General features: G+C 74.6%; 3 protein-coding genes. All 3 read right to left on the bottom strand.

Annotated elements, in window-relative coordinates:
* The 3 genes from ABT324_RS25505 to ABT324_RS25495 are packed head-to-tail and all read right to left on the bottom strand — an operon-like array spanning position 1 to position 25660.
* Complete coding sequence (locus ABT324_RS25505) at positions 1–1281, bottom strand: cytochrome P450 (RefSeq protein ID WP_351182597.1); 1281 nt, start codon at positions 1279–1281, stop codon at positions 1–3.
* Positions 1278–8378, bottom strand: a complete 7101-nt coding sequence (locus ABT324_RS25500) for a non-ribosomal peptide synthetase (protein ID WP_351182595.1) — start codon at positions 8376–8378, stop codon at positions 1278–1280. The genes ABT324_RS25505 and ABT324_RS25500 overlap by 4 nt, the downstream gene beginning before the upstream one ends.
* Positions 8375–25660, bottom strand: a complete 17286-nt coding sequence (locus ABT324_RS25495; protein WP_351182593.1) for a non-ribosomal peptide synthetase — start codon at positions 25658–25660, stop codon at positions 8375–8377. The genes ABT324_RS25500 and ABT324_RS25495 overlap by 4 nt, the downstream gene beginning before the upstream one ends.
* Between the last annotated feature and the right edge of the window lies 1 nt (position 25661).

Raw genomic sequence — 25661 nt, 5'->3', positions numbered from 1 at the left:
TCACCCGTCCACTCCGGCCGACCGGGCAGCGCGGTGGCGCTCCAGCCCGGCGGCGTCCGGTGCGAACCGCACCGGAAGACTGCTGATGCCGGTCAGGAAGTTGGAGTGGATCCGCTGGACGGGACCGGCCAGTTCGAAACCGGTGGCGAAATCGCGCAGCGCGGACAGCACTTCGGCCACCTCGACCTTGGCCAGGTACGCCCCCAAGCAGTAGTGCGGACCGTACCCGAAAGCCAGGTGCTTGTTGGGCGAACGGGCGACGTCGAACACTTCCGGCTCGGCGAACACCCGCTCGTCCCGGTTCGCCGAGCTGTGCCACAGCGTCACGACGTCCCCGGCGCGGATGGTGCGGCCGTGCAGCTCCACGTCGCGCACCGCGCGGCGGCCGAAGTGCATGGTGGGGCTGGCCCAGCGCAGCACCTCGTCCACGACCGGGTCCAGATCGACCTGGTGGTCCTTCACCCGCCGCCACTGGTCCTCCCGGTCGGCGAAGGTGCGCACCGCGTCGATCATCGTCAGCCGACTGGTCTCGTCACCGCCGATGATCAGGCTGTAGCAGTTGAGGACCACGTCGTCCTCGGACAGCGGCTCGCCGTCGATGCTGCTGGTGGCCAGCACGCTGATCACGTCGTCGCCCGGATTCCGGCGGCGCTGCTCGCACTGCTCCCCGAAGTACAGCAGGATCTCGTTGCGGGCCAGCACCGAGTCCAGGTCCGTGCCGTCGGCGTCGTCCGAGCTCAGCGCGGACTTCGTCTGCTGCAGCAGGAAATCGCGGTCCGATTCCGGCACACCGAGCAGGTCGCTGATGGTCGCCATCGGGATGCGGCTGGCGATCTCGGCGGCGAAATCGCACTCGCCGCCCTCCACCGCCGCGGACACCAGCCGCCGGGTGTTGTCCCGCACCCGCTCGGAGATCCGGCTCAGCGCGCGCGGGGAGAACGCCTTCAGCAGGACCTTGCGGAGCTTCTGGTGCCGCGGCCCGTCGGTGACCGCCAGCATCCGGCCCGCCGCGGAGTCGCCCCCGGCCAGCAGGGTCACCAGCACGTTGCCCCGCTCCGAGCTGAACTGCTCGTCGTCGCGGTACACCGCCATGATGTCCGCGTGGCGGCTCAGGACCCAGAAGCCGGACCGGTCGCCGCGCGGTGGTTGCCAGTGCAGCGGTTCCTCGGCGCGCAGACGCCGCCAGAAATCACCGAGGTCGTGCTCCGCGAAGGTCCGCGGGTCGGCCAGGTCCGGGATCTCACCGTTCACGTTGCTCCTTCCGGCTTCCGTCCTCGTCACCCGCCGAGCTCCTCGTCCAGGCGGCGCCCGATCTCCGCCAGGGCGGTCGGGTCGGCGAGCAGGCCGTCGTGGGTGGCGTCCACCTCGTGCTCGGCGATCCGGCCGGTCACGTGCGGCCGCCAGTCCTCCGCCCGCCAGCGGTGGGCGCCCGGTTCGCGCCGCAGCGCGGTGAACACCAGCAGGTCGCCGTCGAACCGCTGCGGCTCGAAGGTGGTCATGATCCGGTTGTGCTGCACGAAGACCTCGGTGGTGGCCTTGAGCCCGGCCTCGCCCAGCGCGGTGAGCCTGCTGCCCTGCCTGCGCAGCTCCTCGGCGTAGCGGCTCAGCACCGCGTCGCGGTCGGTGACGAGTTCCTCCGGGTCGTAGCCGAAGCCGCTCGGGAAGATCGAGGCGAGGATCTCGTGCTCGGCCGGGGCGGCGGTCGGCCGGTCCTCGGGGGCCGGGAAGGAGTCGACGATCACCAGGTGGTCGACCTGCTCGCCCAGCTCCTCCAGCCGGGTCGCGATCGCGTGCGCCACCAGCCCGCCGAAGGACCAGCCGAGCACCCGGTAGGGGCCGGTCGGCTGCACAGCGCGGATCTGCTGGACGTACTCCGCGGCGAGCTCCGCGACGGACTCCGGCCGCCCGCCGCCGGTCAGCGCGGGAGCCTGCAGACCGTACAGCGGCTGGTCCGGGGACAGGTGCGCCAGCAGCCCGGCGTAGGACCAGCTGGTGCCGGATGCCGGGTGCACGCAGAACAGCGGCGGCCGGTGCCCGCCGGTGCGCAGCGGCAGCACCACCGCGAAGGGGTCGGCGGCGGAGTCCGATCCCAGCTCGGCGGCGAGTTCGGCCACCGTGGGGGCCTCGAACACGCTGCGCACCGAGAGCTCAGCGCCGAACACCAGCTGGATGCGGCGCACCAGCTGCGCGGCCAGGAACGAGTGCCCGCCGGAGCGGAAGAAGTCGTCGTGCACCCCGACCGACGGCAACCCGAGCACCTCCGCGAACAGTCCGCACAGGACGCTCTCCTCCGGGGTGCGCGGCAGCTGGTCGGCGGTGCGCTCGCCGTCCGGGTCGGGCAGCGCGGCGCGGTCCAGCTTGCCGTTGCGGCCCAGCGGGAGCTCGTCGAGGAACGCGAACGCACCGGGCACCATGTGGTCGGGCAGCGCCTGCCCGAGGTGCTTGCGCAGTTCGGCCGCCGCCACCGGCAGGTCCCGCTGCGGCACCACGTAGGCGACCAGCCGGGACTCGCCGTTGCGGCCGGGCCGCGGCACGACGGCGCACCGGGACACCGCCGGATGCCCGGCGAGCACCGCCTCGACCTCACCCGGTTCCACCCGGAAGCCGCGGATCTTGAGCTGCAGGTCCGCGCGACCGGCGTAGTGCAGCTGCCCGTCGGCGCTCCAGCGGGCGAGGTCCCCGGTGCGGTACATCCGGGTGCCCGGCGGGCCGAAGGGGTCGGCCACGAACCGCTCGGCGGTCATCCCCGGGAGGTCCCGGTAGCCGCGGGCCACCCCGGCACCGGCGATGTGCAGCTCGCCGACCGCGCCGGGGGCGACCGGGTTGAGCCAGCGGTCGAGCACGTACGCGCGCAGCCCGCCGATCGGCCGCCCGATCGGCGCTGGCCCGGATTCCCGGGACGGGGGCGTGCAGCCGACCACCACGTGCGTCTCGGTCGGACCGTAGTGGTTGTGCAAGCGACGGTCCGGGTGCTGGCGGACGAACTCCGCGATCGCGGGCGTGCGGACCAGCGCCTCCCCGGCCTGCACGACGTCGCGCAGCGCGGGCAGGTGGCGGCCCCGCTCCACCGCGGCGGTGGCGACCGCCTCCACGACCAGCGCCGGGGCGAACAGCTCGGCGACCTCGTGCTCGTCGAGCCAATCGACCAGCGGGCCGGGGTCGCGGCGCACCTCCTGCGGGCACACCGCCAGCGTTTTCCCGGTCAGCAGCGCGGAGAACACCTCCTGCGCCGACACGTCGAACCCGATCGGCGCGAAGTGCGCCACCACGCGACCGGGCGCGGGTTCCAGGACCTCGCGCTGCCAGGCGAGCAGGTTGGCCATCGCCCCGGCGGTCATCTCCACCGGTTTCGGCCGACCGGTGGAGCCGGAGGTGTGGATCACGTACAGCGGGTGCTCCGGGCGCAGCCGGGTGCCGCGCTCGGCGTCGGTGAGGTCCGCATCGCGCTCCTGCGCCAGTTCGGCGACCAGGTCCGGGTCGTCCAGCGCGAACGGTGGCGGGACCTCGGCGGGCAGCTGCTCGGCCAGGTCCGAGGTGGTCAGCAGCAGCGGGGCCCGGAATCCCGCCAGGGTCGCGGCAACGCGCTCCGGTGGCAGCGCCGGATCGACCGGCACGTAGGCCGCGCCCGCCTTGACCGCCGCCCAGAGCGCGACGAGCTGGGTCGCCCCGCGCGGCAGGAACAGCGGCACGGCCTGCTCCGGCCCCGCACCCCGGGCGATCAGCCACCGGGCCAGCCGGTTGGCGCGGCTGTTCAGCTGCGCGTAGCTCAGCGCTGAACCGTCGAGCACCGCGGGCAGGTCCGGGCTCCGGCGCACCTGGGCTTCGAACTGCTCCGGCAGGCTCCGCCACGGCCGCTCGACGGCGGTGTCGTTCCAGCCCTCGAGCACCTGGCGCCGCTCCCCCGGCGACAGCACGTCGATCCGGCCCACCCGCACCTGCGGATTGGCGACCGCCGTCTCCAGCACCCGCAGCAGCCGGTCGGTCAGCGCGACCGCGGTGTCTTCGTCGAACAGGTCGGCGCTGTACTCCAGCGTCGCCCGCACCCCGGCCGGGCTGCCGTCGGCGGCGTGCTGCTCGACGAAGGTGCAGGAGAGGTCGAACTTGGCGACCGGCGAGCTGATCCGCTCCGTGGTCACGCTCAGCCCGGGCACCCGACCGGCGACCGCACCGACCGCGGAGCGGTCGTTGTTGTCCACCGTGAGGTGCACCTGGAACACCGGGTGCCTGGCCAGCGACCGCTGCGGGTTGAGCACCTCGACCAGCCGCTCGAACGGCAGGTCCTGGTGCGCGTAGGCGTCGAGATCCGTGCTGCGCACCCGGTCGAGCAGTTCCCGGAACGTCGGGTCGCCCGAGAGGTCCGCGCGCAGCACCAGGGTGTTGAGGAAGAACCCGACGAGCTCGTCCAGCGCGTCGTCGGTGCGCCCGGCGACCGGGGTGCCGATCGGGATGTCCTCGCCCGCGCCCAACCGGGACAGCAGGGCGCTGACCCCGGCCTGCAGGACCATGAACAGGGTGGCGCGGGCGTCCCTGGCCAGCCCCACCAGCCCGGCGTGCAGACCGGGCGGGATGTCGAACGGGACCAGCCCGCCGCGGTGCGAGGCCACCAGCGGGCGCGGCCGGTCGGCGGGCAGCTGGAGCTCCTCGGGGAGCCCGGCGAGCTGCTCGGACCAGTAGGCCAGCTGCCTGGCGATCGGGCTGTCCGGGTCCTGTTCGGACCCGAGCTCGGCGTGCTGCCAGAGCGCGTGGTCGGCGTACTGCACCGGCAGCGGCTCCCAGTCGGGCGCGCGTCCGGCGCACCGCGCCGAGTAGGCCATCGCCAGATCCCGCCGCAGCAGCGGCATCGACCAGCCGTCCCCGACGACGTGGTGCATCACCAGCAGCAGCACGTGCTCCGCCGGTGCGTCGGAGGGTTCGAACAACCAGCAGCGCAGCGGTGGTTCGGCCGCGAGGTCGAAGCGGGTGCGCAGCGCGCGGCCCATCTCGTCGGGCAGCTGGGCCTCGCTGGTCGCCACCACGGCCACGTCCGGTTCGAACGGCTCCCGCACGACCTGGTGCAGACCCGCGTCGTCCTCGGCGAGGACCGTCCGCAGCGATTCGTGCCGCGCCACCACGTCGGCCAGCGCGGCGCGCAGGGCGTCGCGGTCGAGCCGCCCGCTCAGGCGCAGCGGCAGCCAGATGTTGTACGTGGCGGCCCGGTCGACGCGGTCCAGGAACCACAAGCGGCGCTGGGCGAACGACAGCGGCACCCGCGCCGGGCGCGGGGTCACCCGGCGCACCGGTCGCCGCACGCGGCCCGCCCGGCCCAGCAGCGCCGAGATCCCGGCCACCGTCGGGTTGTCGAACAGCTGGCGGATCGCCAGCTCCGCCCGCAACGTCGAGCGGATCCGGCTGACCAGCCGGGTGGCCAGCAGGGAGTTGCCGCCGAGCGCGAACAGGTCGTCGTCGATCCCGACCGACGAGCGGCCCAGCACCTCGGCGAACAGCCCGCAGAGGATCTCCTCCTGCGGGCTGCGCGGGCCGCGCCCGGTCCACCCGTGCTCGTCCGGCGCGGGCAGCGCGCGGCGGTCGACCTTGCCGGCCGGGGTGGTGGGCAGCTGCGCCACCGGCACGAAGAAGTCCGGGACCATGTAGGCGGGCAGGACCTCGGCGAGCTCGGCGCGGGCCCGCGCGGTGTCCGCCGCCTCCGGCACCACGTAGGCCACCAGCCGCTTGTCCCCCGGCCGGTCCTCGCGCACCACCACGGCGGCCGCCTCGACGTCCGGCCGCGCCGCCACCGCCGCCTCGACCTCGGCCAGCTCGATCCGGAACCCGCGGACCTTCACCTGGTCGTCGGCCCGGCCGGCGAACTCCAAGCTCCCGTCGCGGTTGCGGCGCACCAGGTCACCGGTGCGGTACATCCGGGCGCCCGGCTCGCCCCACGGGTCGGCGACGAAGCGCTCCGCGGTGAGCCCGGGGCGGTGCACGTACCCGCGGGCCAGTCCGGCGCCGCCGATGTAGAGCTCGCCGACCGCGCCTTCGGGCACCGGTCGCAACCGGGCGTCGAGCACCGCGAGCCGGGTGTTGTCCATCGGCCCGCCGATCGGCACCGCCTCGCCCACCTCCGCGGCCGAGCGCACCGCGTGGTGGGTGGCGTTGACGGTGATCTCGGTCGGGCCGTAGAGGTTGGTGACCGCGGTCCGCGGGCAGGCCTCGAGCACGCGCCGGAAAGCCGCCGCCGACGCGGCGTCGCCGCCGGTGCAGACCTCGCGCATCCCGGCGAGCAGCTGCGGGCGTTCTTCGGCGATCAGGTTGAACAGCGCTGTCGTCAGCAGCGCACCGGTCACCTCGTGCCGCTCGATGACGTCGGCCAGCACGCCGAGGTCGACCTCACCGGGCGGCGCGACCACCATCCGGTGACCCGCCAGCAGCGGGATCCACAGCTCGTAGGTTGCGGCGTCGAAGGCGTTCGCGGAGGTCATCAGCACCCGTTCGTGCGCCCCGCCGCGCCAGCGCCGGTCCCAGGCCAGCTCGGCGACCCCGCGGTGCGTCACGCCGACCCCTTTGGGCGTGCCCGTGGAGCCGGATGTGAACATCACGTACGCCAGCTGATCGGGTGCCACCGGCACCTCCGGGCTGGTGGACGGCTGCGCGGCCAGCTCCTGGTCGGTGTCCACCACCACGCGGCTCAGGTCGAGATCGGCGACCAGCTCGGCCATCCGGCTGTCGGTCACCACGACCTCCGCACCGACCTCCCGGACGACCTGGCGCATCCGCTCCAGCGGGAACGCGTGGTGCAGGGGCACGTACGCACCACCGGCTTTGAGCACCGCCAGCGCGGACACCGGGACGTCCGCCGAGCGCTCCAGCAGCAGGGCCACCGGGCTCTCCGGCCGCACGCCGAGGCCGATCAACCGGTGCGCCAACCGGTTCGCCCGCTCGTCCAGCTCGGCGTAGGACAGCTCGTCGGCGCCGGAGACCACCGCCAGCTCGCCGGGCCCGCGGCGCACCTGCGCGGCGAACAGCTCCGGCAGCGACCGCTCCGGCACCTCGGTGGCACCACCAACGGCCACCCCGCTCGGCGCGGCGCGCACGCCCAGCTCGGCCACCGGCCGGTCCGGGTCGGCCGCGATATCCTCGACCACGGCCACCAGCCGGTCCAGCACTGCCCGCGCCTCGGCTTCGCCGAAGACGTCGGGGCGGTGGTCCAGCCGCAGCCACAACCGCTCCCCCGGGGCCCCGATCAGCGACAGCGGGTAGTGGTTGGCGTCCTGGCTGTCCACGGAGGTCACCCGCAGCCCGTCGCCGCCCGGCCCGGAACCGCCGCCGGAGGGGTAGTTCTCGAACACGGTCAGCGTGTCGAACAGGCCACCGCGCCGCCGCCCGACCTCGACCAGCCGCTGGATGTCGCCCAGCCCCAGGTACTGGTGCGCCAGCAGTCCGGCCTGCTCCTCCTGCAGCCGGTGCAGGAACTGCGCCGCGGTCTCCGCCGGGTCGAGCCGGACCCGCAGCGGGACGGTGTTGATGAACAGGCCGATCATGTCCTCCACGCCGGGGACCTCCGGCGGGCGGCCGGAGACGGTGAGGCCGGTGACCACGTCGTCCCGCCCGGTGAGTCGCGCCAGGACCAGGCCCCACGCGCCCTGCACCACGGTGCCCAGCGTCAGCTTCTCCCGCCGCGCCCACTCGGTCAGCGCGCGCGTGGCGGTGTCGGAGACGTGCCTGCCGAGCCGCTGCGGGACCACCGGCACCACGTCGGCCTCCGGGGCCACCAGCGTCGGCCCGGCCAGCCCCTCCAGGGCCGCGCGCCACGCCCGCTCCGCGGCGGATCTGTCCTGTTTGGACAGCCACACCAGGTAGTCCCGGTAGGGCCGGACCGCGGGCAGGCCGCTGGGGTCCCCGCCGGACCGGTAGAGCGCCACCAGCTCCCGCCACAGCAGCGGCATCGACCACCCGTCGAGCAGGATGTGGTGGAAGGTGAGCAGCAGCCGGTGGTCCTGCTCGCCGCGCCGCACGAGGGTGAACCGCAGCAGCGGTGGTTTGGCCAGGTCGAGCCTGGCGGCACGGTCCGCGTCGAGCACCCGCTGCTCCTCGGCCGCTCGGTCGCGCTCCGGGAGCCCGGACAGGTCCACCTCGTGCCACGGCAGCGCGACCGAGCGCGGCACGACCTGGACCGGTCGGCTCAGGCCCTGGTAGCGGAACCCGGCGCGCAGGTTCGGGTGCCGGGCCAGCAGGCCCTCGGCCGCCGCGCGCAGCGCCGAGGTGTCCAACGGGCCCGCCAGGTCCAGGGTCAGCTGGATCGCGTAGACGTCCGGCCCGGCCTCGTCGTAGACGTGGTGGAAGAAGATCCCCTCTTGCAGGGGGGAAAGCGGAAGGATGTCCTGCAACTCCGCGCGGCTCACTGTTCGAGGTCCTCCCAGTCCGCTTCCAGCAGTTCGATCTCGCCCTGGCTCAACGACACCAGCGACACGTCCGAAGGCGTGTAGCCGCCAGCAGCCGGTTCGCAGGCGTGCTCGACGAGCACGTGCAGCGCCCGCCCCCACAGCTCGGCCAGCTCGGCGACGTCGGCTGCGGACATCAGGTCGCGCGGCCAGACCCAGTTGGACTCCAGCCGCGGGCCGTCCGGGCCGTCCCGGGTCACCGTCGCGACCTCGAGCAGGTGCGGCAGCCGCATCCCGGGCGCCTGCCCGCCGATCCCGGCCATGTCACCCAGCACGGCGAAGTCCGCGGCCCGTCCGGTGGAGGCCGATTCCGCCGACCGCCCGAGGTAGTTGAAGCCGATCTGGGCCCGCGGCAGCCCGCCCAGTTCGGCGGCGCCGCGCGGATCGGTGTAGCGCAGCAGCCCGTAGCCGAGGCCGCGGTCGGGCACCGCGCGCAGCCGCTCCTTGACGTGCCGGAGGAGCTGGCCCGCCGCCGGGCCTGCCGCCCACGCCTCGGCGTGGTCGAAGGCGGCGGTGTCCAGCAGGACCGGGTGCATGCTCGCGAACCAGCCCATGGTCCGGGTCAGGTCCACGCCGCCGACGATCTCCTCCTCGCGCCCGTGGTTCTCCAGGTCGACCAGCACGCCCGCAGCGGCGTCCCGGCGCCAGCGGCCCAGCGCCAGCGCGAGCGCGGCCAGCAGCACATCGGTGACCCCGGTGTGGAAGACCTCGCCGACCTCGGTCAGGACCGCTTCTGTGAGCTCCACCGGCACCTGCCGGGTGATCCGCTCGCAGTCGGCGTTGGTGGCGCTGATCGCGGGCCCGGTCTCCCACAGCTGCACCGACTTGCGGTGCAGCTCGCTCCAGTGCGCCAGCTCGGTCCGCAGCTGCGGCCGCCGCCCCCACTCCAGCAGGCGGGTGGCCCAGCGCCGGAACGAGGTCCGCACCGGCTGCAGGGCGACGTCCAGCCCGTCGCGCACCGCCTGCCACGCCTCCTGCAGGTCGGGCAGCAGGATCCGCCACGACATCGGGTCGACCGCCAGGTGGTGAGCATCGACCAGCAGCACTCCCGGCCGGTGCTCGCCCAGGTCGAAGTGCACGACCTGCAGCAGCACCCCGTCGGCCAGGCAGAGCCGTTCGCGCGCGGCGGTGGCGTGCGCGACCAGCTGCTCCGCCAGCTCGGCATCGTCCGATGTGGACAGATCCACCCGGTGCACGCAGCCCGCGGCGCGCACCGATCCGGGCGGGCGGACTTCGAGTTCCCAGTCCTGCCCGGCACCGGGCCCGCCCGTCTGCGGGTCGGCGCTGAAGTGCATCCGCATCCGCAGCGCGTCGTGGTGGTCGAGCACCGCCTGCACGGCGGCGCGCAGCTGCTCCAGGTCGCAGTTCTCCGGCGCCCGCAGCACCTTCCACTGGTTGAGCTGGTCCACCGGGCCGCCGAGCTCGGCGAACCAGTGCAGGACCGGGGTGAGCGGGACCGCGCCGACCCCGTCGGCCGGGTCCTCGTCCGCCGACTCTTCGGCCCGCTCGGCGATACCGGCCAGCGCGGCGGGCGTCTGCTGCTCGAACACGTCCTTGGCGGCGAAGACCAGCCCGGCTCGCCGGGCGCGGCTGGTGAGCTGGATGGACATGATGCTGTCCCCACCGAGCGCGAAGAAGCCGTCGTCGACGCCGACCTCCGGCAGCCCCAGCACCTCGGCGAACAGCTCGCACAGCACGACCTCCACCGCGGTGCCCGGGGCCCGGCCGGTGCTCTCCGCCCCGTAGTCGGGCACCGGCAGCCGGGCGCGGTCGGTCTTGCCGTTGACCGTCAGCGGGATCGACTCCACCGGCACCAGCGTCGCGGGCACCATGTGCTCGGGCAGCCGCCGGGCCAGGTGCTCCCGGATCCCGGCCAGATCCGCCTCCGCCGTGCGCGGCACGAGGTAGCCGACCAGCCTGCGGTCGCCCGGCCGGTCCTCGCGGACCAGCACCACACCCCGAGCCACGTCCGGGTGCTCGGCCAGCACGGCCTCGATCTCGCCGAGCTCCACCCGGAACCCGCGGAGCTTCACCTGCTCATCGGCCCGGCCGACGAACTCCAGCGCCCCGGCGCCGGTCCAGCGCACCAGGTCACCGGTCCGGTACATCCGGGTCCCCGGTTCGCCGAAGGGATCGGGCACGAACCGCTCGGCGGTCAGCCCGGGCCGGTGCAGGTAGCCGCGGCCGACGCCGGACCCGGCCAGGTACGCCTCGCCCACCACTCCCGGCGGGACCGGCCGCAGCGCGCTGTCGAGCACGTAGATCCGATCCCCGCAGATGGGCCGCCCGGCGTCGGGTGCGGCAGTCCCGCGCAGCGGTTGGCTCATCGTGGTCAGCACCGTCGACTCGGTGGCGCCGTAGACGTTGATCAACCGTCGGCCCGCGTCCCACCAGCGCCGGGCCAGGTCGGCGGAGAAGGACTCCCCACCGATCAGCACCCCGCGCACCCCGGGCACCTGCTCGGGGTCGAGCGTGCTCAGCAGCGCGGGCGGCAGCGTCAGGTGGGTGATCCCGTCTCGGCGCACCACCTCGGCCAGCTCGGCACCGCCGACGTGCCCGTCGACCGGGCCGAGCACCAACGTGGTGCCGGTCAGCAGCGTCATCGCGAAGTCGCCGACCGCGGCGTCGAAGTTCGGCGACACCAGCTGCAGCAGCCTGCTGTCGGCGCCGAGCTGGAGCCGCTCCGCGTGCGCCGCGGCCAGGCTCGCCAGACCGCGGTGGTCGAGCACCACGCCCTTGGGGCGCCCGGTCGAACCCGAGGTGTAGATCGCGTACGCCGCTGTTTCGGGGCGCAGCGGTGCCGTCCGCTCCGCGTCGGTCGGGCGGCGGCCCGGCCGGGCCGCGATCTGCGCGCGGGTCGCGGGGTCGTCCAGGGCTTCGACCGGGATGTCGCCGGTGGGCAGTGCGCCCCGGAGGTCACCGGTGGTGACCACCAGCGCCGGCCGGGCGTCGCCGAGCATGAACTCGAGGCGGTCGCGCGGGTAGTTCGGGTCGATCGGCAGGTGCGCCGCACCTGCCTTCTGCACGCCGAGCAGTGCCGCCACGAGGTCTGGTGTGCGCGGCAGCGCCAGCGCCACGAACTGCTCCGGGCCGACGCCGCGCGAGATGAGCTGGTGGGCGAACCGGTTCGCCCTCTCGTCGAGCTCCGCGAAGGAGATCTCCTCGGGTCCGGCGACCACCGCGGTGCGACCGGGGGTGCGCACCACCTGCGCTTCGAAGAGCTCGGCCCAGGTGGCCGGTGGTTCCGCGGGTCCGGCCGCGCCCCACCCGACGAGCACCCGCTCCCGCTCGACCGGGTCGAGCAGGTCCACTTCGGACAGCCGCCGCGCGGGGTCTGCGACCTGCGCGCCGAGCAGGGCGAGGAACCAGCGCCCGAGCGATTCCGCGGTCCGGTGGTCGAAGAGGTCCGAGCTGTACTGCAGGGTGGCCACCAGCCCGTCCGGGGTGCCGTCCGCCGCGTGCTGCGGCGCGAAGCCGAACAGCAGGTCGAAGTTGGCCGCTCCGGTGTCCAGCGGGTAGTCGGTGACCGAGAGCCCGGAGCGACCGGTCCCGACCGGTGCCGCGCCGCGCGTGTTGTCCAGCGACAGCATCACCTGGAAGAGCGGGTGCCGGGACCGGGACCGCTCCGGTTGCAGCGCGTCCACGACGCGCTCGAACGGAACGTCCTGGTTGGAGTAGGCCGCCAGGTCGGTCTGGCGCACCCGCGCCAGCAGCTCGCCGAACGTCGGGTCGCCGGAGACGTCGTTGCGCAGCACCAAGGTGTTGACGAAGAAGCCCACCACGTCATCGGTCGCGGGCTCGGTGCGCCCGGCGACGGTCGTGCCCAGCGGCACGTCCACCCCGGCCCCCAGCCGCGACAGCAGCCCGGCCAGGGCGGCTTGCAGCACCATGAACAGGCTCACCCCGTGGGCCTGCGCGACCGCCACCGCGCGCTCGTGCAGCTCGGCCGGGATCTCCAGGCGGACCCGGCCGCCCCGGTTCGACGCCGTCCCGGGGCGCGGCCGGTCGGTCGGCAGCGCGATCTCCTCCGGAATTCCGTCCAAAGTGGATCGCCAGTGCGCGAGCTGCCGGGCGAGGACGCCGTCCGGGTCCCCCTCGGCGCCGAGCAGCTTCCGCTGCCACACCGCGTAGTCGGCGTACTGCACTCCGGGCGGTCCCCAGCCCGGCTCCCGCCCCTCGCACCTGGCCCGGTACGCCTCGGTGAGGTCTCGGGCCAGCAGCCGGACCGACCACCCGTCCGCAGCGATGTGGTGCATGCTCAGCAGCAGCACGTGCTCCGGTTCCGGGCCGTCGGTGCCGCGCACCGCGAACAGGGCCGGGCGCAGCGGGATCTCCCTGGTCAGGTCGAAACCGCGGCGGGCCGCGGCGGTCAGCCGCTCCGCCAGCTCCGCCTCGGTCACCTCGCCGACCTCCCAGCGCAGCCCGACATCGGCGAGCACCAGCTGGTGCGGTTCGTCGCCGTCGTCCGGGAAGATCGTGCGCAGTGCGGCGTGCCTGCCGACCACGTCGTCCACCGCCGCGAACAGCGCCGCCCGGTCCAGCTGCCCGGACAGCCGCAGCGCCAACGGCATGTTGTACCCGGCCTCGCCCGCCTCGAGCCGGTTGACGAACCACAGCCTCCGCTGACCGAAGGACAGCGGCACCCGCTCCGGCAGCGGAGTGGGCTCCAGCCGCGCCCGGTCGCTGCCACCGGCCAGTTCCAGGGCCCGCGACAGCTCCGCCACCGAGGGGGTGTCGAAGACCTGCCGGACGGTCAGCTCGGCGCCGAGCACGGCGCGGATCCTGCCGACCAGCCGGGTGGCCAGCAGCGAGTGCCCGCCGAGCGCGAAGAAGCTCTCCTCCACCGCGACGTCTGCCACCCCGAGCACCTCGGCGAACAGCCCGCACAGGATCTCCTCGCGGGCATCGCGCGGCGCGCGCCCGGCGGCCGGGCTCGGCGGCGCCGGGGCGGGCAGCGCCGTCCGGTCGAGCTTTCCGCTGGCGTTGAGCGGCAGCTCCGGCAGCACCACGAACGCGGCGGGCACCAGGTGTTCCGGCAGCCGCCGCGCGACCGCGTGCCGCAGCTCCTCGGCGTCCGCGCTCGACCCGGCGACCAGCACGGCGTAGGCGACTAGCTGCGCGTTCCCGGGCCGGTCCTCGCGCACGACCACCGCGCAGCGGTCCACCTCCGGGTGCCCGGCCACCGCAGCTTCGACCTCGCCCAGCTCGATCCGGAACCCGCGGACCTTCACCTGGTCGTCGGCCCGGCCCAGGAACTGCAGATCCCCGTCCCGGGTCCAGCGCACCAGGTCGCCGGTCCGGTACATCCGCGCCCCGGCTCCGACGAACGGGCACGCCACGAAGCGCTCCGCGGTCATCGCGGGCAGCCCCAGGTAACCGCGTGCCGTCCCGGAACCGGCGACGTAGAGCTCACCTGGCACGCCGGGCGGTACCGGGCGCAGCAGGGCGTCGAGGACGAAGACCCGCGCGTTGCGCACCGGGCGCCCGATGTGCGGGGTGCTCCCAGCTGTCAGCGGACCGCTGATCGTGGCCGCGACCGTGACCTCCGTCGGGCCGTAGGCGTCGAGCACCCGCCGCCCGCCGCGGGCCCACCGCGCGACGAGCTCGGCACCGACCGACTCGCCGCCGATCACGGTGCACCGCAGTGCCGGTGCCTCGGTCTCCGGCACCGTCTCCAGCAACGAGGCCGGCAGCATCACGTGCGTGATCCGCTCGCCGGTCAGCAGCTCGCCGAGCTCGGCACCGGCGATCCGCCCGGCCGGGGCCAGCACCAGCGCGGCACCGGACGACAGCGCCATCACCACGTCCGCCACCGACACGTCGAAGTTCGGCGACACCACCTGCAGGACGCGGCTTTCGGCGTCGAGCTCCAACCGCTCGCGGTGGCTGACCGCCAAGGCGCGCAATCCCGCGTGCGTGACCGCGACGCCCTTCGGCGTCCCGGTCGAGCCGGACGTGTGGATGACGTAGGCCAAGTCGCCCGGGCGGGGTGCACCCGGCAGGTCCGCGCCGCCCGGCTCGGTCCCGTCGACCGGCAGCAGCAATCGCGGGTCGCAGCCAGCGATCCCGTCGCGCAACCCGGTGGCGTCGGTGAGCACAGCGACCGGTGCTGTTGCGGTGAGCAGCAGCTGCACCCGCTCCGCCGGGTGTTCGCGGTCGAGCGGCTGGTACGCCGCACCGGCCTTCTGCACTGCCAGCAGCGACACGACCCAGTCCGGGCAGCGCGGCAGCGCGACCGCCACCACTTGCTCCTGTCCGGCGCCGCGGGCGCGCAGCCGCCGCGCCAGCAGGTCGGAGCGCGCGTCCAGCTCGGCGTAGGACATCCGCTCGCCCGCCTGCTCCACCGCGACCGCCTCGGGCGTGCGGCGCACCTGCTCCGCGAACAGCTCCAGCCACGACGACTCCGCGACGGCGGACCCGCCGTCGCGGCTCCACCGGTCGAGCACCAGCGCCCGTTCCTCCGGCGCCAGGGAGTCCACTTCGGACAACCTGCGCCCCGGGTCGGCGGCGACCGCGGCCAGCACCCGGCCGAAGCGGTCCACCAGACCTCGCGCGGTCTCGCGGTCGAAGAGATCGGTCGCGTACTCCAAGGATCCGCGCAACGCGACCGCGGCGCCGTCGGCGCTGCGCCGTTCCCGCACGGCGAACGCCAGGTCGACCTTCGCGGTACCGGTGCCGACGGGGTGTCCGCGCACCGCCAAGCCCGGCCAGTGCTCCACCGCCGCGGACGCGTCGATGTTGTTGAACGCCAGCGACACCTGGAACAGCGGGTGGCGCGCTGCCGAGCGCTGCGGGTTGAGCGCCTCCACCAGCTGCTCGAAGGTCACGTCCTGGTGGGCGAAGGCGGTCAGGTCCGCTTCCCGGACCCGGTCCAGGAGCTCGGCGAAGGTCGGGTCGCCCGAGGTGTCGGTGCGCAGCACCAGGGTGTTGACGAAGAACCCGACGAGGTCGTCGACCGCCTCGTCGTGCCGCCCGGCCACCGGGACGCCCAGCGGGATGTCCTCGCCCGCCCCCACGGCGGACAGCGTGGCGGCCAATGCCGCCTGCAGCACCGCGAACGTGCTGCACCGGGCGCGCACCGCCAGCTCCTGCACCGCCCGGCCGACCTGCTCGGGGAGCTCGAAGTCCACGTGCGCACCGCGGTGGCTCGCCACCGCGGGCCGGGGCCGGTCCGCGGGCAGCGGGAGCTCGTCGGGAATCCCGTCCAGCGCACTGGTCCAGTACGCCAGCTGCTCGCCGAGCAGCCCGTGCGGGTCCGATTCGGAACCGAGGAACTCCTGCTGCCACAGCGCGACATCGGCGTACTGCACCGGCAGCGGGGTCCGGTCCGGCGCCCGCCCGGCGGCCCGCGCCCGGTACGCGTCACCGAGATCGGCCACGAGCAGCGGGATCGACCAGCCGTCGCACACGATGTGGTGCAGGACGAGCGCCAGCACGGCCTCCTGCTCGTCCACCGTGAACAGCGTCGCGCGGATCGCCGGGGCAGCGGCCAGGTCGAACGGGTGCCGGGCCGCCTCGGCCACCTCATCGTCGAGGCGGTCTTCCGCGGTCGCCACCACCTGCAGCTCCACCCCGGCGTCACCGGCGTCGAGCACGATCTGGTGCGGGCCTTCGGCGTCCTCGGCGAACACAGTGCGCAGCACCTCGTGCCGGGCCACCACGTCCGCCAGCGCGCTCTCCAGCGCCGCCCGGTCCAGCCGCCCGGACAACCGCACGGCGATCGGGATGTTGTAGTGCGGCCCAGCACCCTCGTACTGGTCGAGGAACCACAGCCGCCGCTGGGCCGCCGAGAGCGGAATCCGGCTCGGGCGCGGGCGCACCGCCACCACCGGTGGCCGCGCTCCGCGGGCCCGGTCCAGGGCACCGGCCAGCCCGGCCACCGTGCGGGTCGCGAACAGCTGCCGCAGCGGGAGTTCCACCCCGAAGGCGCTGCGGACCCGGTTGACCAGCCGGGTGGCCAGCAGCGAATGCCCGCCCAGCTCGAAGAAGTCGTCGTCGATCCCGACCGCGGGCAGCGACAGCACCTCCGCGAACAGCGCGCAGAGGACCTCTTCGCGCGGGTCGCGGGCCGCCCGCCCGCCGGGCGCGCGGGAAAGCGCGGGCGCGGGCAGGGCCGCGCGATCGAGCTTGCCGTGCGGGGTGCGCGGCAGGTCCGGCAGCGCGATCACCGCCGAGGGCACCATGTGCTCCGGGAGCACAGCCGCCACGGCACCGCGAAGCCGGTCCACGTCGATCTCGGCGGCCCCGTCGGGCACCACGTAGCCCACCAGGCGCTGGTCGCCCTCGCGGATCTCGCGCACCACGACCGCGCAGCGCCGCACCCCGGGCTGGGCCAGCAACGCGGCCTCGACCTCGCCGAGCTCGATCCGGTGGCCGCGCAGCTTGATCTGGTCGTCGGCGCGGCCGACGTAGACCAGCTCGCCGCCCCGGTCCCGGCGCACCAGGTCCCCGGTCCGGTACATCCGAGAACCGGGCAGGCCGAACGGGTCGGCCACGAACCGCTCGGCGGTCAGCTCCGGACGGCCGAGGTAACCGCGCGCGAGCTGGGGACCCGCCACGTGGAGCTCCCCGACGACCCCGTCGGGAACCGGGTGCAACCCGGCGTCGAGCACGTAGGCGCGGAGGTTCCGGAACGGCCGCCCGATCGGCACGTCCCCGGGAGGCGTCGGGGCGCCCGGCGGCAGCCGGTGCTCGAGGCAGTTGACCGTCAGCTCGGTCGGGCCGTAGACGTTGCGCACCTCGACGTCCGGGTGCCGCTCGCGCCACTCCCGCAGCGCGGGACCGCGCAGCGCCTCGCCGCCGATGAGCAGCAGTTCGGCCGGAGAAGCCGCGGGCGGCAACGAGTTCAGCAGCTCCAGGTGGCTGGGGGTGACCTTCAGCAGCGCCGGTTGCCGGTGGCCGCCCACCCCGTCCTCGGTCAGCTCCGCGAACCGCACCTGGCCGCCGCTGACCAGCGGGGTGAACATCGCGGTGATCGTCAGGTCGAAGGCGACCGAGGAGTGCACCAGCGATCCTTCGGCCGCCGCCGCGTACGCCCCGCTCCCCCGGGACAGGTACGCGCCGAGGCTGCGGTGCTCCACCACCACGCCCTTCGGCCGACCGGTGGAGCCCGAGGTGTAGATGACGTAGGCCGGTTGCGCCGGAACCACCCGGGTTCCCGCGAGGTTCGCCGGGTCGCGGCGGGCCAGTGCGGCGCGCGAGGCCGGGGTGTCGAGCAGCAGCCGCACCCCGGAACCCCGGGTCGGCCGCGGGCACCGGTCGGTGTGCTGTGACGTGGTGATCAGCAGCTCCGGCCGCGCGTCGTCGAGCAGGTGGGCGATGCGCTCGGCCGGGTAGTCGGGGTCCACCGGCACGTACCCGGCACCCGACTTCAGCACCGCGAACAGCGCCACCAGCAGGTCCACCGAGCGGTGCAGGCAGACCGCCACCAGCGAACCGGGGGCGACCCCTCGCTCGACCAGCAGCCGCGCCAACCGGTTCGCGCGGATGTTCAGCTCCGCGTAGGTCAGCACTTCACCGCCGTGCGCGACCGCCGGGGCGTCGGGCGTGCGCGCCACCTGCGCCTCGAAGAGCGCGGGCAGCGTCGTTTCGCCGACCTGCTCGGCGGTGTCGTTCCAGTCGACGACGATCCGCTCGCGCTCGGCGGGGTCGAGCAGGTCGACGGTGGCCAGCCGCTGTCCCGGCGCCCGGTGGACCGCGGTGAGCAGGCGGAGGTACCGGCGCACGATCGACTCGGCGGTCTCCGGGTCGAACAGGTCGGTGCTGTAGACCAGCGTCCCGCGCAGCCCGGCCGGGGCACCGTCGGCACCACGGGTCTCGGTCAGCCCGAACGACAGGTCGAACTTGGCCGCACCGGTCCCGGTGGGCAGCGCGGAGGTGGTCAGCCCGGGAAGCTGCGGCCCGCCGGTGCGGTCACCGGAGTCGAAGGTCAGCATCACCTGGAACAGCGGGTGCCGCGCGGCTGCGCGCTGCGGGTTGAGCTCCTCGACGAGCCGCTCGAACGGCACGTCCTGGTGGGCGTATGCGGCCAGGTCGGTTTCGCGGACCGCGGCGAGCAGGTCCTCGATGGATGCATCTGCGGGCACTTCGGTGCGCAGCACCAGCGAGTTGACGAACAGCCCCACCAGGTCTTCGGTCGCCTCGTCGCCGCGACCGGCCACCGGGACGCCGATCGGGATGTCCGCGCCACCGGTGAGCCTGGACAGCAACGCCGCCAAACCTGCGTGCAGCACCATGAACACCGTCGCGTGGGTGGTGCGCGCGAGCTCGGTGAGCCCGGCGTGCAGGTCGGCCGGGATCTCGAACTCGACGGTCGCGCCGCGGTGCGAGGGCACCGCGGGGCGGGGCCGGTCCACCGGCAGGCCGATCTCCTCCGGCAGCCCGGCCAGCTGCGACCTCCAGAAGTCCAGCTGCTCGGTGAAGACCTCGGCATCCGCCAGCAGATCTCGTTGCCACCCGGCGTAATCCGCGTACTGCACCGGAAGCGGCGACCAGTCCGGGGCGCGGCCCGCGCACCGCGCGCCGTAGGCCTCCCCCAGCTCCCGCGCCAGCACCCCGACCGACCAGCCGTCGCACACGATGTGGTGCGCCACCAGCAGCAGGACCGACTCCTCGTGCCCGAGTTCGAAGAGCCGCGCCACCAGCGGGGTTTCCCGGGCGAGGTCGAAGCGGTACCGCGCCGCGTCGGCCAGCACCTCCGGCAGGTCGTCGTCGCTGGTGGGCACCACCTGCAGCACCGGACCGTTCTCCGCCGGGGGCAGCACCACCTGGTGGGCGCCCGACTCGTCCTCCTGGAAGACGGTGCGCAGCGACTCGTGCCGGGTGACCACATCGGACAGTGCCGCCCGCAGCGCACCCCGATCGACCGCGCCGGAGAGCCGCAGCGCCAACGGCATGTTGTAGGTGGGGCTCGGCCCCTCCAACCGGTGCAGGAACCACAGCCGCTGCTGGGCGAAGGACAGCGGAATCCGCTCCGGGCGCGGTGCCGCCCGCAGCTGCGGACGCGCCCCGCCACCGCTGTCGAGCAGCGCGGCGAGCCCGGCCGGGGTCGGCGCGTCGAACACGCTTCGCACCGGCAGCTCCACCGACAGCACCGACCTGATCCGGCTGACCAGCCTGGCGGCCAGCAGCGAATGCCCGCCGAGGGCGAAGAAGTCGTCCGCCACGCCCACCTCGGGCACCCCGAGCACCTCGCCGAACAGCCCGCAGAGCACCTCCTCGCGCGGCCCTCGGGGTGCGCGAGAGCGACTGTCCGGTGCGTAGGACGGCTCCGGCAGCGCCGCGCGGTCCAGCTTGCCGTTGGGCGTCAGCGGCATCGCGTCGAGCTCGACCACGGCGGCCGGGACCATGTACTCCGGGAGCACTTCGGCCACTGCGGCGCGCAGCACCGCCCCGTCGACAGGTCCGGCGGCGGGCACGACGTAGCCGACCAACCGCTGGTCTCCCGGCCGGTCCTCACGGACGACCACGGCTGCCTGGTCGACGGTCGGGTGCGCGGCCAGGGCGGCGGCGATCTCGGCCGGTTCGATCCGGAAGCCGCGCACCTTCACCTGGTCGTCGACCCGGCCCCGGTACTCCAGCTCCCCGCGCCGGTTCCAGCGGACCAGGTCGCCGGTGCGGTACATCCGTTCGCCGGGTTCCCCGAACGGGCAGGCCACGAACCGCTGCGCGGTCAGCTCGGGCCGACCGGAGTAGCCGCGCGCGAGTCCCCGCCCGGCCAGGTACAGCTCGCCGGGCACGCCCACCGGGACCGGCCGCAGGTCGCGGTCCAGCACGTAGACCCGGGTGTTGCGGATCGGGCGCCCGATCGTCGGTGTGTCCGCGGAGACCGCGGCGGCCGTGGACCAGATGGTGGTCTCGGTCGGACCGTAGAGGTTGGTCACCGACGCCGCCCGGTCGTGCAGGGCGCGGGCCAGCCCGCCCGGCAGCGCCTCCCCGCCGACCAGCACGCGAACGCCGGACAGCGCGGGCGAGTGCGCCCCGTCCCCGATCGCTTCCTGCCACAGGCTCGGCGTCGCCTGCACCACCGTGATGCGCTCGTCGGCGATCGCCCGCCGCAGCGCCGCCGGGTCCCGCACCACCTCGCGCGCCGCCAGCACCACCGTCGCGCCCGCCAGCAGCGGCGCGAAGAGCTCCAACCCGGCGATGTCGAAACCGACCGTGGTCACCGCCAGCAGCCGGTCGTCCGCGGCCAGCGGCGCGACCTCGCCCATCGCGGTGAGGAAGTTCAGCAGCGCGGTGCGGGTCACCACGACGCCCTTGGGGAGCCCGGTCGAGCCCGAGGTGTAGATGACGTAGGCCGGGTGCGCGCCGGGAACAGCGCGGCCCGGGTCGTCGGCCGGAGCCGACGCCAGCTCGGCGGCGGTGGCCTCGTCGTCCAGGATCACCGGCCGCGCGGTCGCGGGCAGGGTCGCCGCCAGCTCGCGCGTGGTCACCACACAGGCCGGTGCCGCGTCGTCGAGCACGTGCCCGATCCGTCCCGCCGGGTGGTCCGGGTCGATCGGCAGGTAGGCCGCGCCGGTCTTGAGCACGGCCAGCAGCACGACGAGCAGATCCGCGGTGCGCGGCAACAGGACGCCGACCACGTCCTCGGGACCGGCCGGCCGGGCCAGCAGGTGGTGCGCGAGCCGGTTCGCCCGCAGGTTCAGCTCCGCGTAGGTCAGGGCGGTTCCGGCGAACTCGACCGCGCAGCGGTGCGGATCCCGCGCGGCTCGGGCCTCGAACAGCTCGACCACCGAGCGCTCCCCGAGCGGGCCAGCGGTGTCGTTGCGGTCCACCAGCAGCCGCTGCCGCTCGGCCCGCCCCAGCACGTCGAGCGCGCGGACGCGGCGCTCCGGGTCACCGACCGACAGCGCGAGCACCCGCAGGAACCGGTCCACCAGCTCCTGCGCGGTCGCCGCGTCGAACAGCTCCGCGCTGTACTCCAGGCTGCCGTCCACACCGGACGCCGCACCGTCCGCGGCGTAGCGCTCGCGCAGGCTGAACGCCAGGTCGTAGCGCGCCGTCGTGGTGGCCACCTGGTAGGGCTGGGCCGTCACCCCGGTCAACACCGTGGTCGGTTCGGCCTCCTGCGGCGGGACCATCGACAGCAGCACCTGGAACAGCGGGTGCCGGGACAGCGTGCGGGTCGGGTTGAGCACCTCGACGAGCCGCTCGAACGGCACGTCCTGGTGGGCGAAAGCGGCCAGGTCGGTCTCCCGCACCCGGCCGAGCAGGTCGGCGAAGGTCGGGTCGCCGGACAGGTCGTTGCGCAGCACCAGGGTGTTGAGGAAGCAGCCCGCGAGGTCGTGCAGCGACTCGTCGGCCCGCCCCGCGACGGGCGCACCGATCGGCACGTCGTCCCCGGCTCCCGAACTGGACAGCGTGACCGCGAGCGCGGCCTGCACGACCATGAACGGGCTGGTGCCGGTGCGCCGGGCCAGCTGCTCCACCCTGGCGTGCAAGTCCGCCTCGATGCGGAACCGGACGTGGGCGCCGCGGTGGTCGGGTGCGGCCGGGCGCGGCCGGTCGGTGGGCAGCGGGAGCTCTTCGGGCAGGCCCGCCAGCGCTGTCCGCCAGTGCGCCAGCTGCCTCCCCAGCGGGGACCGCGGGTCGGCCTCGTCGCCGAGACCGTCCCGCTGCCACACCGCGTAGTCCGCGTACTGCACCGGCAGCGGTGCCCAGTCCGGCGCTGTGCCCGCGCACCGGGCGGTGTAGGCGGTGCCGAGGTCCTCGGCGAGGACCGGGATCGACCACCCGTCGGCGGCGATGTGGTGGGTCAGCACCAGCAGCACGTGCTCGGTCGGCCCGGTGGAGAACAACCAGGCCCGGACCGGTGGCTGCGCCGCCAGGTCGAAGGGGGAGCTCGCCGCGTCCGCCAGCGCGGCGTCGAGTTGGTCGGCGCTGCAGCGCACTTCGACGAGCTCCGGCCGGAACTCGTCGAGCACCACCTGGTGCTCGCCGTCGGGGCCGTCGGCGAACCGGGTGCGCAGCGGCTCGTGCCGGGCGACCAGGTCGCCGAGCGCGGCGCGCAGCGCGGGCACGTCCGGGCTCCCGTCGATGCGCAGCGCCAGCGGCATGTTGTAGGTGGTGTCCGACGGGTCGAGGCGGTTGAGGAACCAGAGCCGCTCCTGGGCCGAGGACAGCGGGATCCGCTCCGGGCGGGTGCGGCCCAGCAGGCCGGGGCGCGCCCGGTCGCCGCCGTCCAGCGCCCGGTCCAGCGCTGCCGGTGTCGGGTTCTCGAAGACCTCGCGCACGGACAGGTCCACCCCGAGCGCCGCCCGGACGCGGTTGACCAACCGGGTGGCCAGCAGCGAGTGCCCGCCCTGTGCGAAGAAGTCGTCGTCGACGCCGATCCGCTTCGCGCCCAGCACGTCGGCGAACAGCCCGCGCAGGACCTCCGCCCGGGGTCCGGCGTCCGCCCGGGCCCCGCCTGCCGGTGTCGCGTCGGGCAGCGCCCCGCGGTCGACCTTGCCGTTCGGGGTCAGCGGCAGCTCGTCCAGCACGGTGAACGCGGTGGGCACCAGGTGGTCCGGGAGTTCGGCGGCCAGCTGTCCGCGCAGCGCCGCGGTGTCCAGCGAGGTCCCCGGGTTCGGCACGACGTAGCCGATCAGCCTGGCGCTGCCGCCCTCGCCGCGGACCGCGGCAGCCGCCCGGTCGACACCCGGGTGCCGTAGCAGCGCCGCCTCCACCTCGCCGAGCTCGATCCGGTAACCGCGCACCTTGACCTGGTCGTCGACCCGGCCGAGGAACTCCAAGTTCCCGTCGGGGCGGAACCGCCCGAGGTCCCCGGTGCGGTACATCCGGTCGCCCGGCGGGCCGAACGGGTCGGCGACGAACCGCTCGGCGGACAGCGCCGGCCGGTTCAGGTAGCCCTGCGCCAGCTGGGCACCGGCCAGGTACAGCTCGCCCGGCACACCCTCCGGCACCGGGCGCAGCGCGCTGTCCAGCAGGTAGAACCGGGTGTTCCACACCGGGCGGCCGGAGGGCACCGCACCGCCGGGAACCGGGTCGGCGGGGTCGATGCGGAAGGTGCCGGTGCCGACGGTGGCCTCCGTCGGGCCGTACTCGTTGATCACCGCAGCCCCCGGGTGCGCCGCCCGCCACTCGGCCACGGCCGCGCCGGGCAGCCCCTCGCCGCCCACCACGAGCTGCCCGGTGGGCTGGAGCGCGCGCGGGAGCCCCCGCAGGATCGGCAGGTGCGCGGGGGTCACCTTCAGGAAGGTCGGCGGTTCACCGGCGGCCGCGTCGGCCAACTCCGCCACCCGGACCTGACCGCCCGCGGTCAGCGGCCCGAACAGCGAGGTCACGGTGAGGTCGAAGGAGACCGGCGAGTGCAGCAGCGTCCGCCCGGACAGGCCGGGGTAGTTCTCCCGCGCGAAGGCCAGGTAGTGGTTCAGCGCGCCGTGGTCGACGACCACGCCCTTGGGGGCTCCGGTCGAGCCCGAGGTGTGGATGATGTAGGCCGGGTGTCGCGGGGTCAGCCGCGGCCGTTCGGAACCGTCCAGGTCGGCCCCCGGGTGCTGCTCGACCTCGGCGCGCACCGACGCCAGTTCGACCACGCGCTCGTCCGGGGCGCCGGGGACGGCGCCGGTGCCGGTCACCACGACCGGCGGCGCGGCGTCCTCGACGAGGAAGCGGATGCGCTCCTCCGGGTAGGCCGGGTCGACGGGGAGGTAGGCGGCCCCGGACTTCAGCACCGCCAGCAGCGCCACGATCAGCTCCGCGGACCGGGGCAGGACGACCGCGACCACCGATCCCGGACCGCTGCCCCGCTCGACCAGCAGCCGCGCCAAGCGGTTCGCCCGCGCGTTGAGCTCGCCGTAGGTCAGGGAAGCGCCCTCGGACACCACCGCGGTCGCCTCCGGGTGACGCGCTGCCCGGGACTCGAACAGCTCCGGCACGGTGGCTTCGGGCACCTCCCGCGCTGTTTCGTTCCACCGCACCAGGACGCGTTCGCGCTCCTCGCCGCCCAGCAGCCCGATCCGCCCCACCGGGGCTCCGGGGTCGCGCGGGATCGCCTGCAGCACCCGGACGAACCGCCGGGACACCGCCTCAGCGGTCGCAGTGCCGATCACCGCCGGTTGGTGGTCGAGCTGGAACCGCAGCGGCCGCCCCGGGCTGGCCACCAGCGCCAGCGGGTAGTGCGTCGCGTCCTCCCCGGCAGCGCGCAGGATCCGCACGCCGCCGCCGAGCTCACGCGCGCCCGCACCGCTGTCCGGGTAGTTCTGGAACGTGCACAGGGTGTCGAACAGCGGGCCGGAAACTCCGCTCCACCGCAGCACCTCGGGCAGCGGGACGTGCTGGTGGGCCAGCAGCGCGAGCTGCTCGTCCTGGAGCCGCCGCAGCATCGCGGCCACCGGTTCGTCCGGGCGCAGCCGCAGCCGCAGCGGCACGGTGTTGGCGAACAGGCCGACCATCGACTCCACGCCGTCCAGCTCCGGTGGCCGCCCGTTGACCACCACGCCCGTCAGCACGTCGTCGCGGCCGCTGAGCTGGCCGACCACCTGCGCCCAGGCCCCCTGGACCACGGTGTTGAGCGTCAGACCGCTCTCCCTGGCGCACGCGGTGAGCGCTTCGGATTCCCCCTCTGACAGTCCGAAGTGGACGCGCTCCGGGAGTTCCGGGGCACGTCCGGCGGTACCCGCGACCAGGCACGGTTCCCGCACCCCGGCCAGGGAGCGGCGCCAGGCGTGCTCGTCTGCGTCGGCGTCGCGCTCGGCCAGCCACGCGAGGTAGTCGCGGGTCGAGCGCACCGGCGGCAGGACCGCCGGGTCGCCGCCGCTGTCGTGCAGCTGGAACAGTTCCCGGCCCAGCACCGGCAGCGACCAGCCGTCGACAACGATGTGGTGGAAGGTCAGCACCAGCTGGTAGCGCTGCGCGCCGGTGCGCGCCAGCACGAACCGCAGCAGGGGCGGCCTGCCCAGGTCGAAGCGCTCCAACCGCTCGGCGGCGGTCAGCGCGGCCAGGTCGGCCTCGCCGCGACCGCGCAGGTCGACTTCGCGCCACTGCAGCGGCACCTCGCGCAGCACGACCTGCGCCCACTCCCCCGACTTCCGGCGGCGGAAGCAGGAACGCAGCGCCGGGTGCCGCTGCAGGAGCGCTTGCGCGGCGGCGCGCAGGCGGCCGGGCTCCACCCGCCCGTCCAGCTCCAGCACGGACTGCCCGGTGTAGACGTCGGTCGTCGCCCGGTCGTACTCGTGGTGGAACAGCAGACCTTCCTGCAGCGGGAACAGCGGCAGGATGTCCTCGATGGTCGGGCGCACG

Source organism: Saccharopolyspora sp. NPDC000359 (assembly GCF_040300525.1).
Lineage (GTDB): Bacteria > Actinomycetota > Actinomycetes > Mycobacteriales > Pseudonocardiaceae > Saccharopolyspora.
The sequence above is the reverse complement of the archived record's forward strand: the minus strand, read 5'-3'. Positions and strand labels throughout refer to the sequence as shown.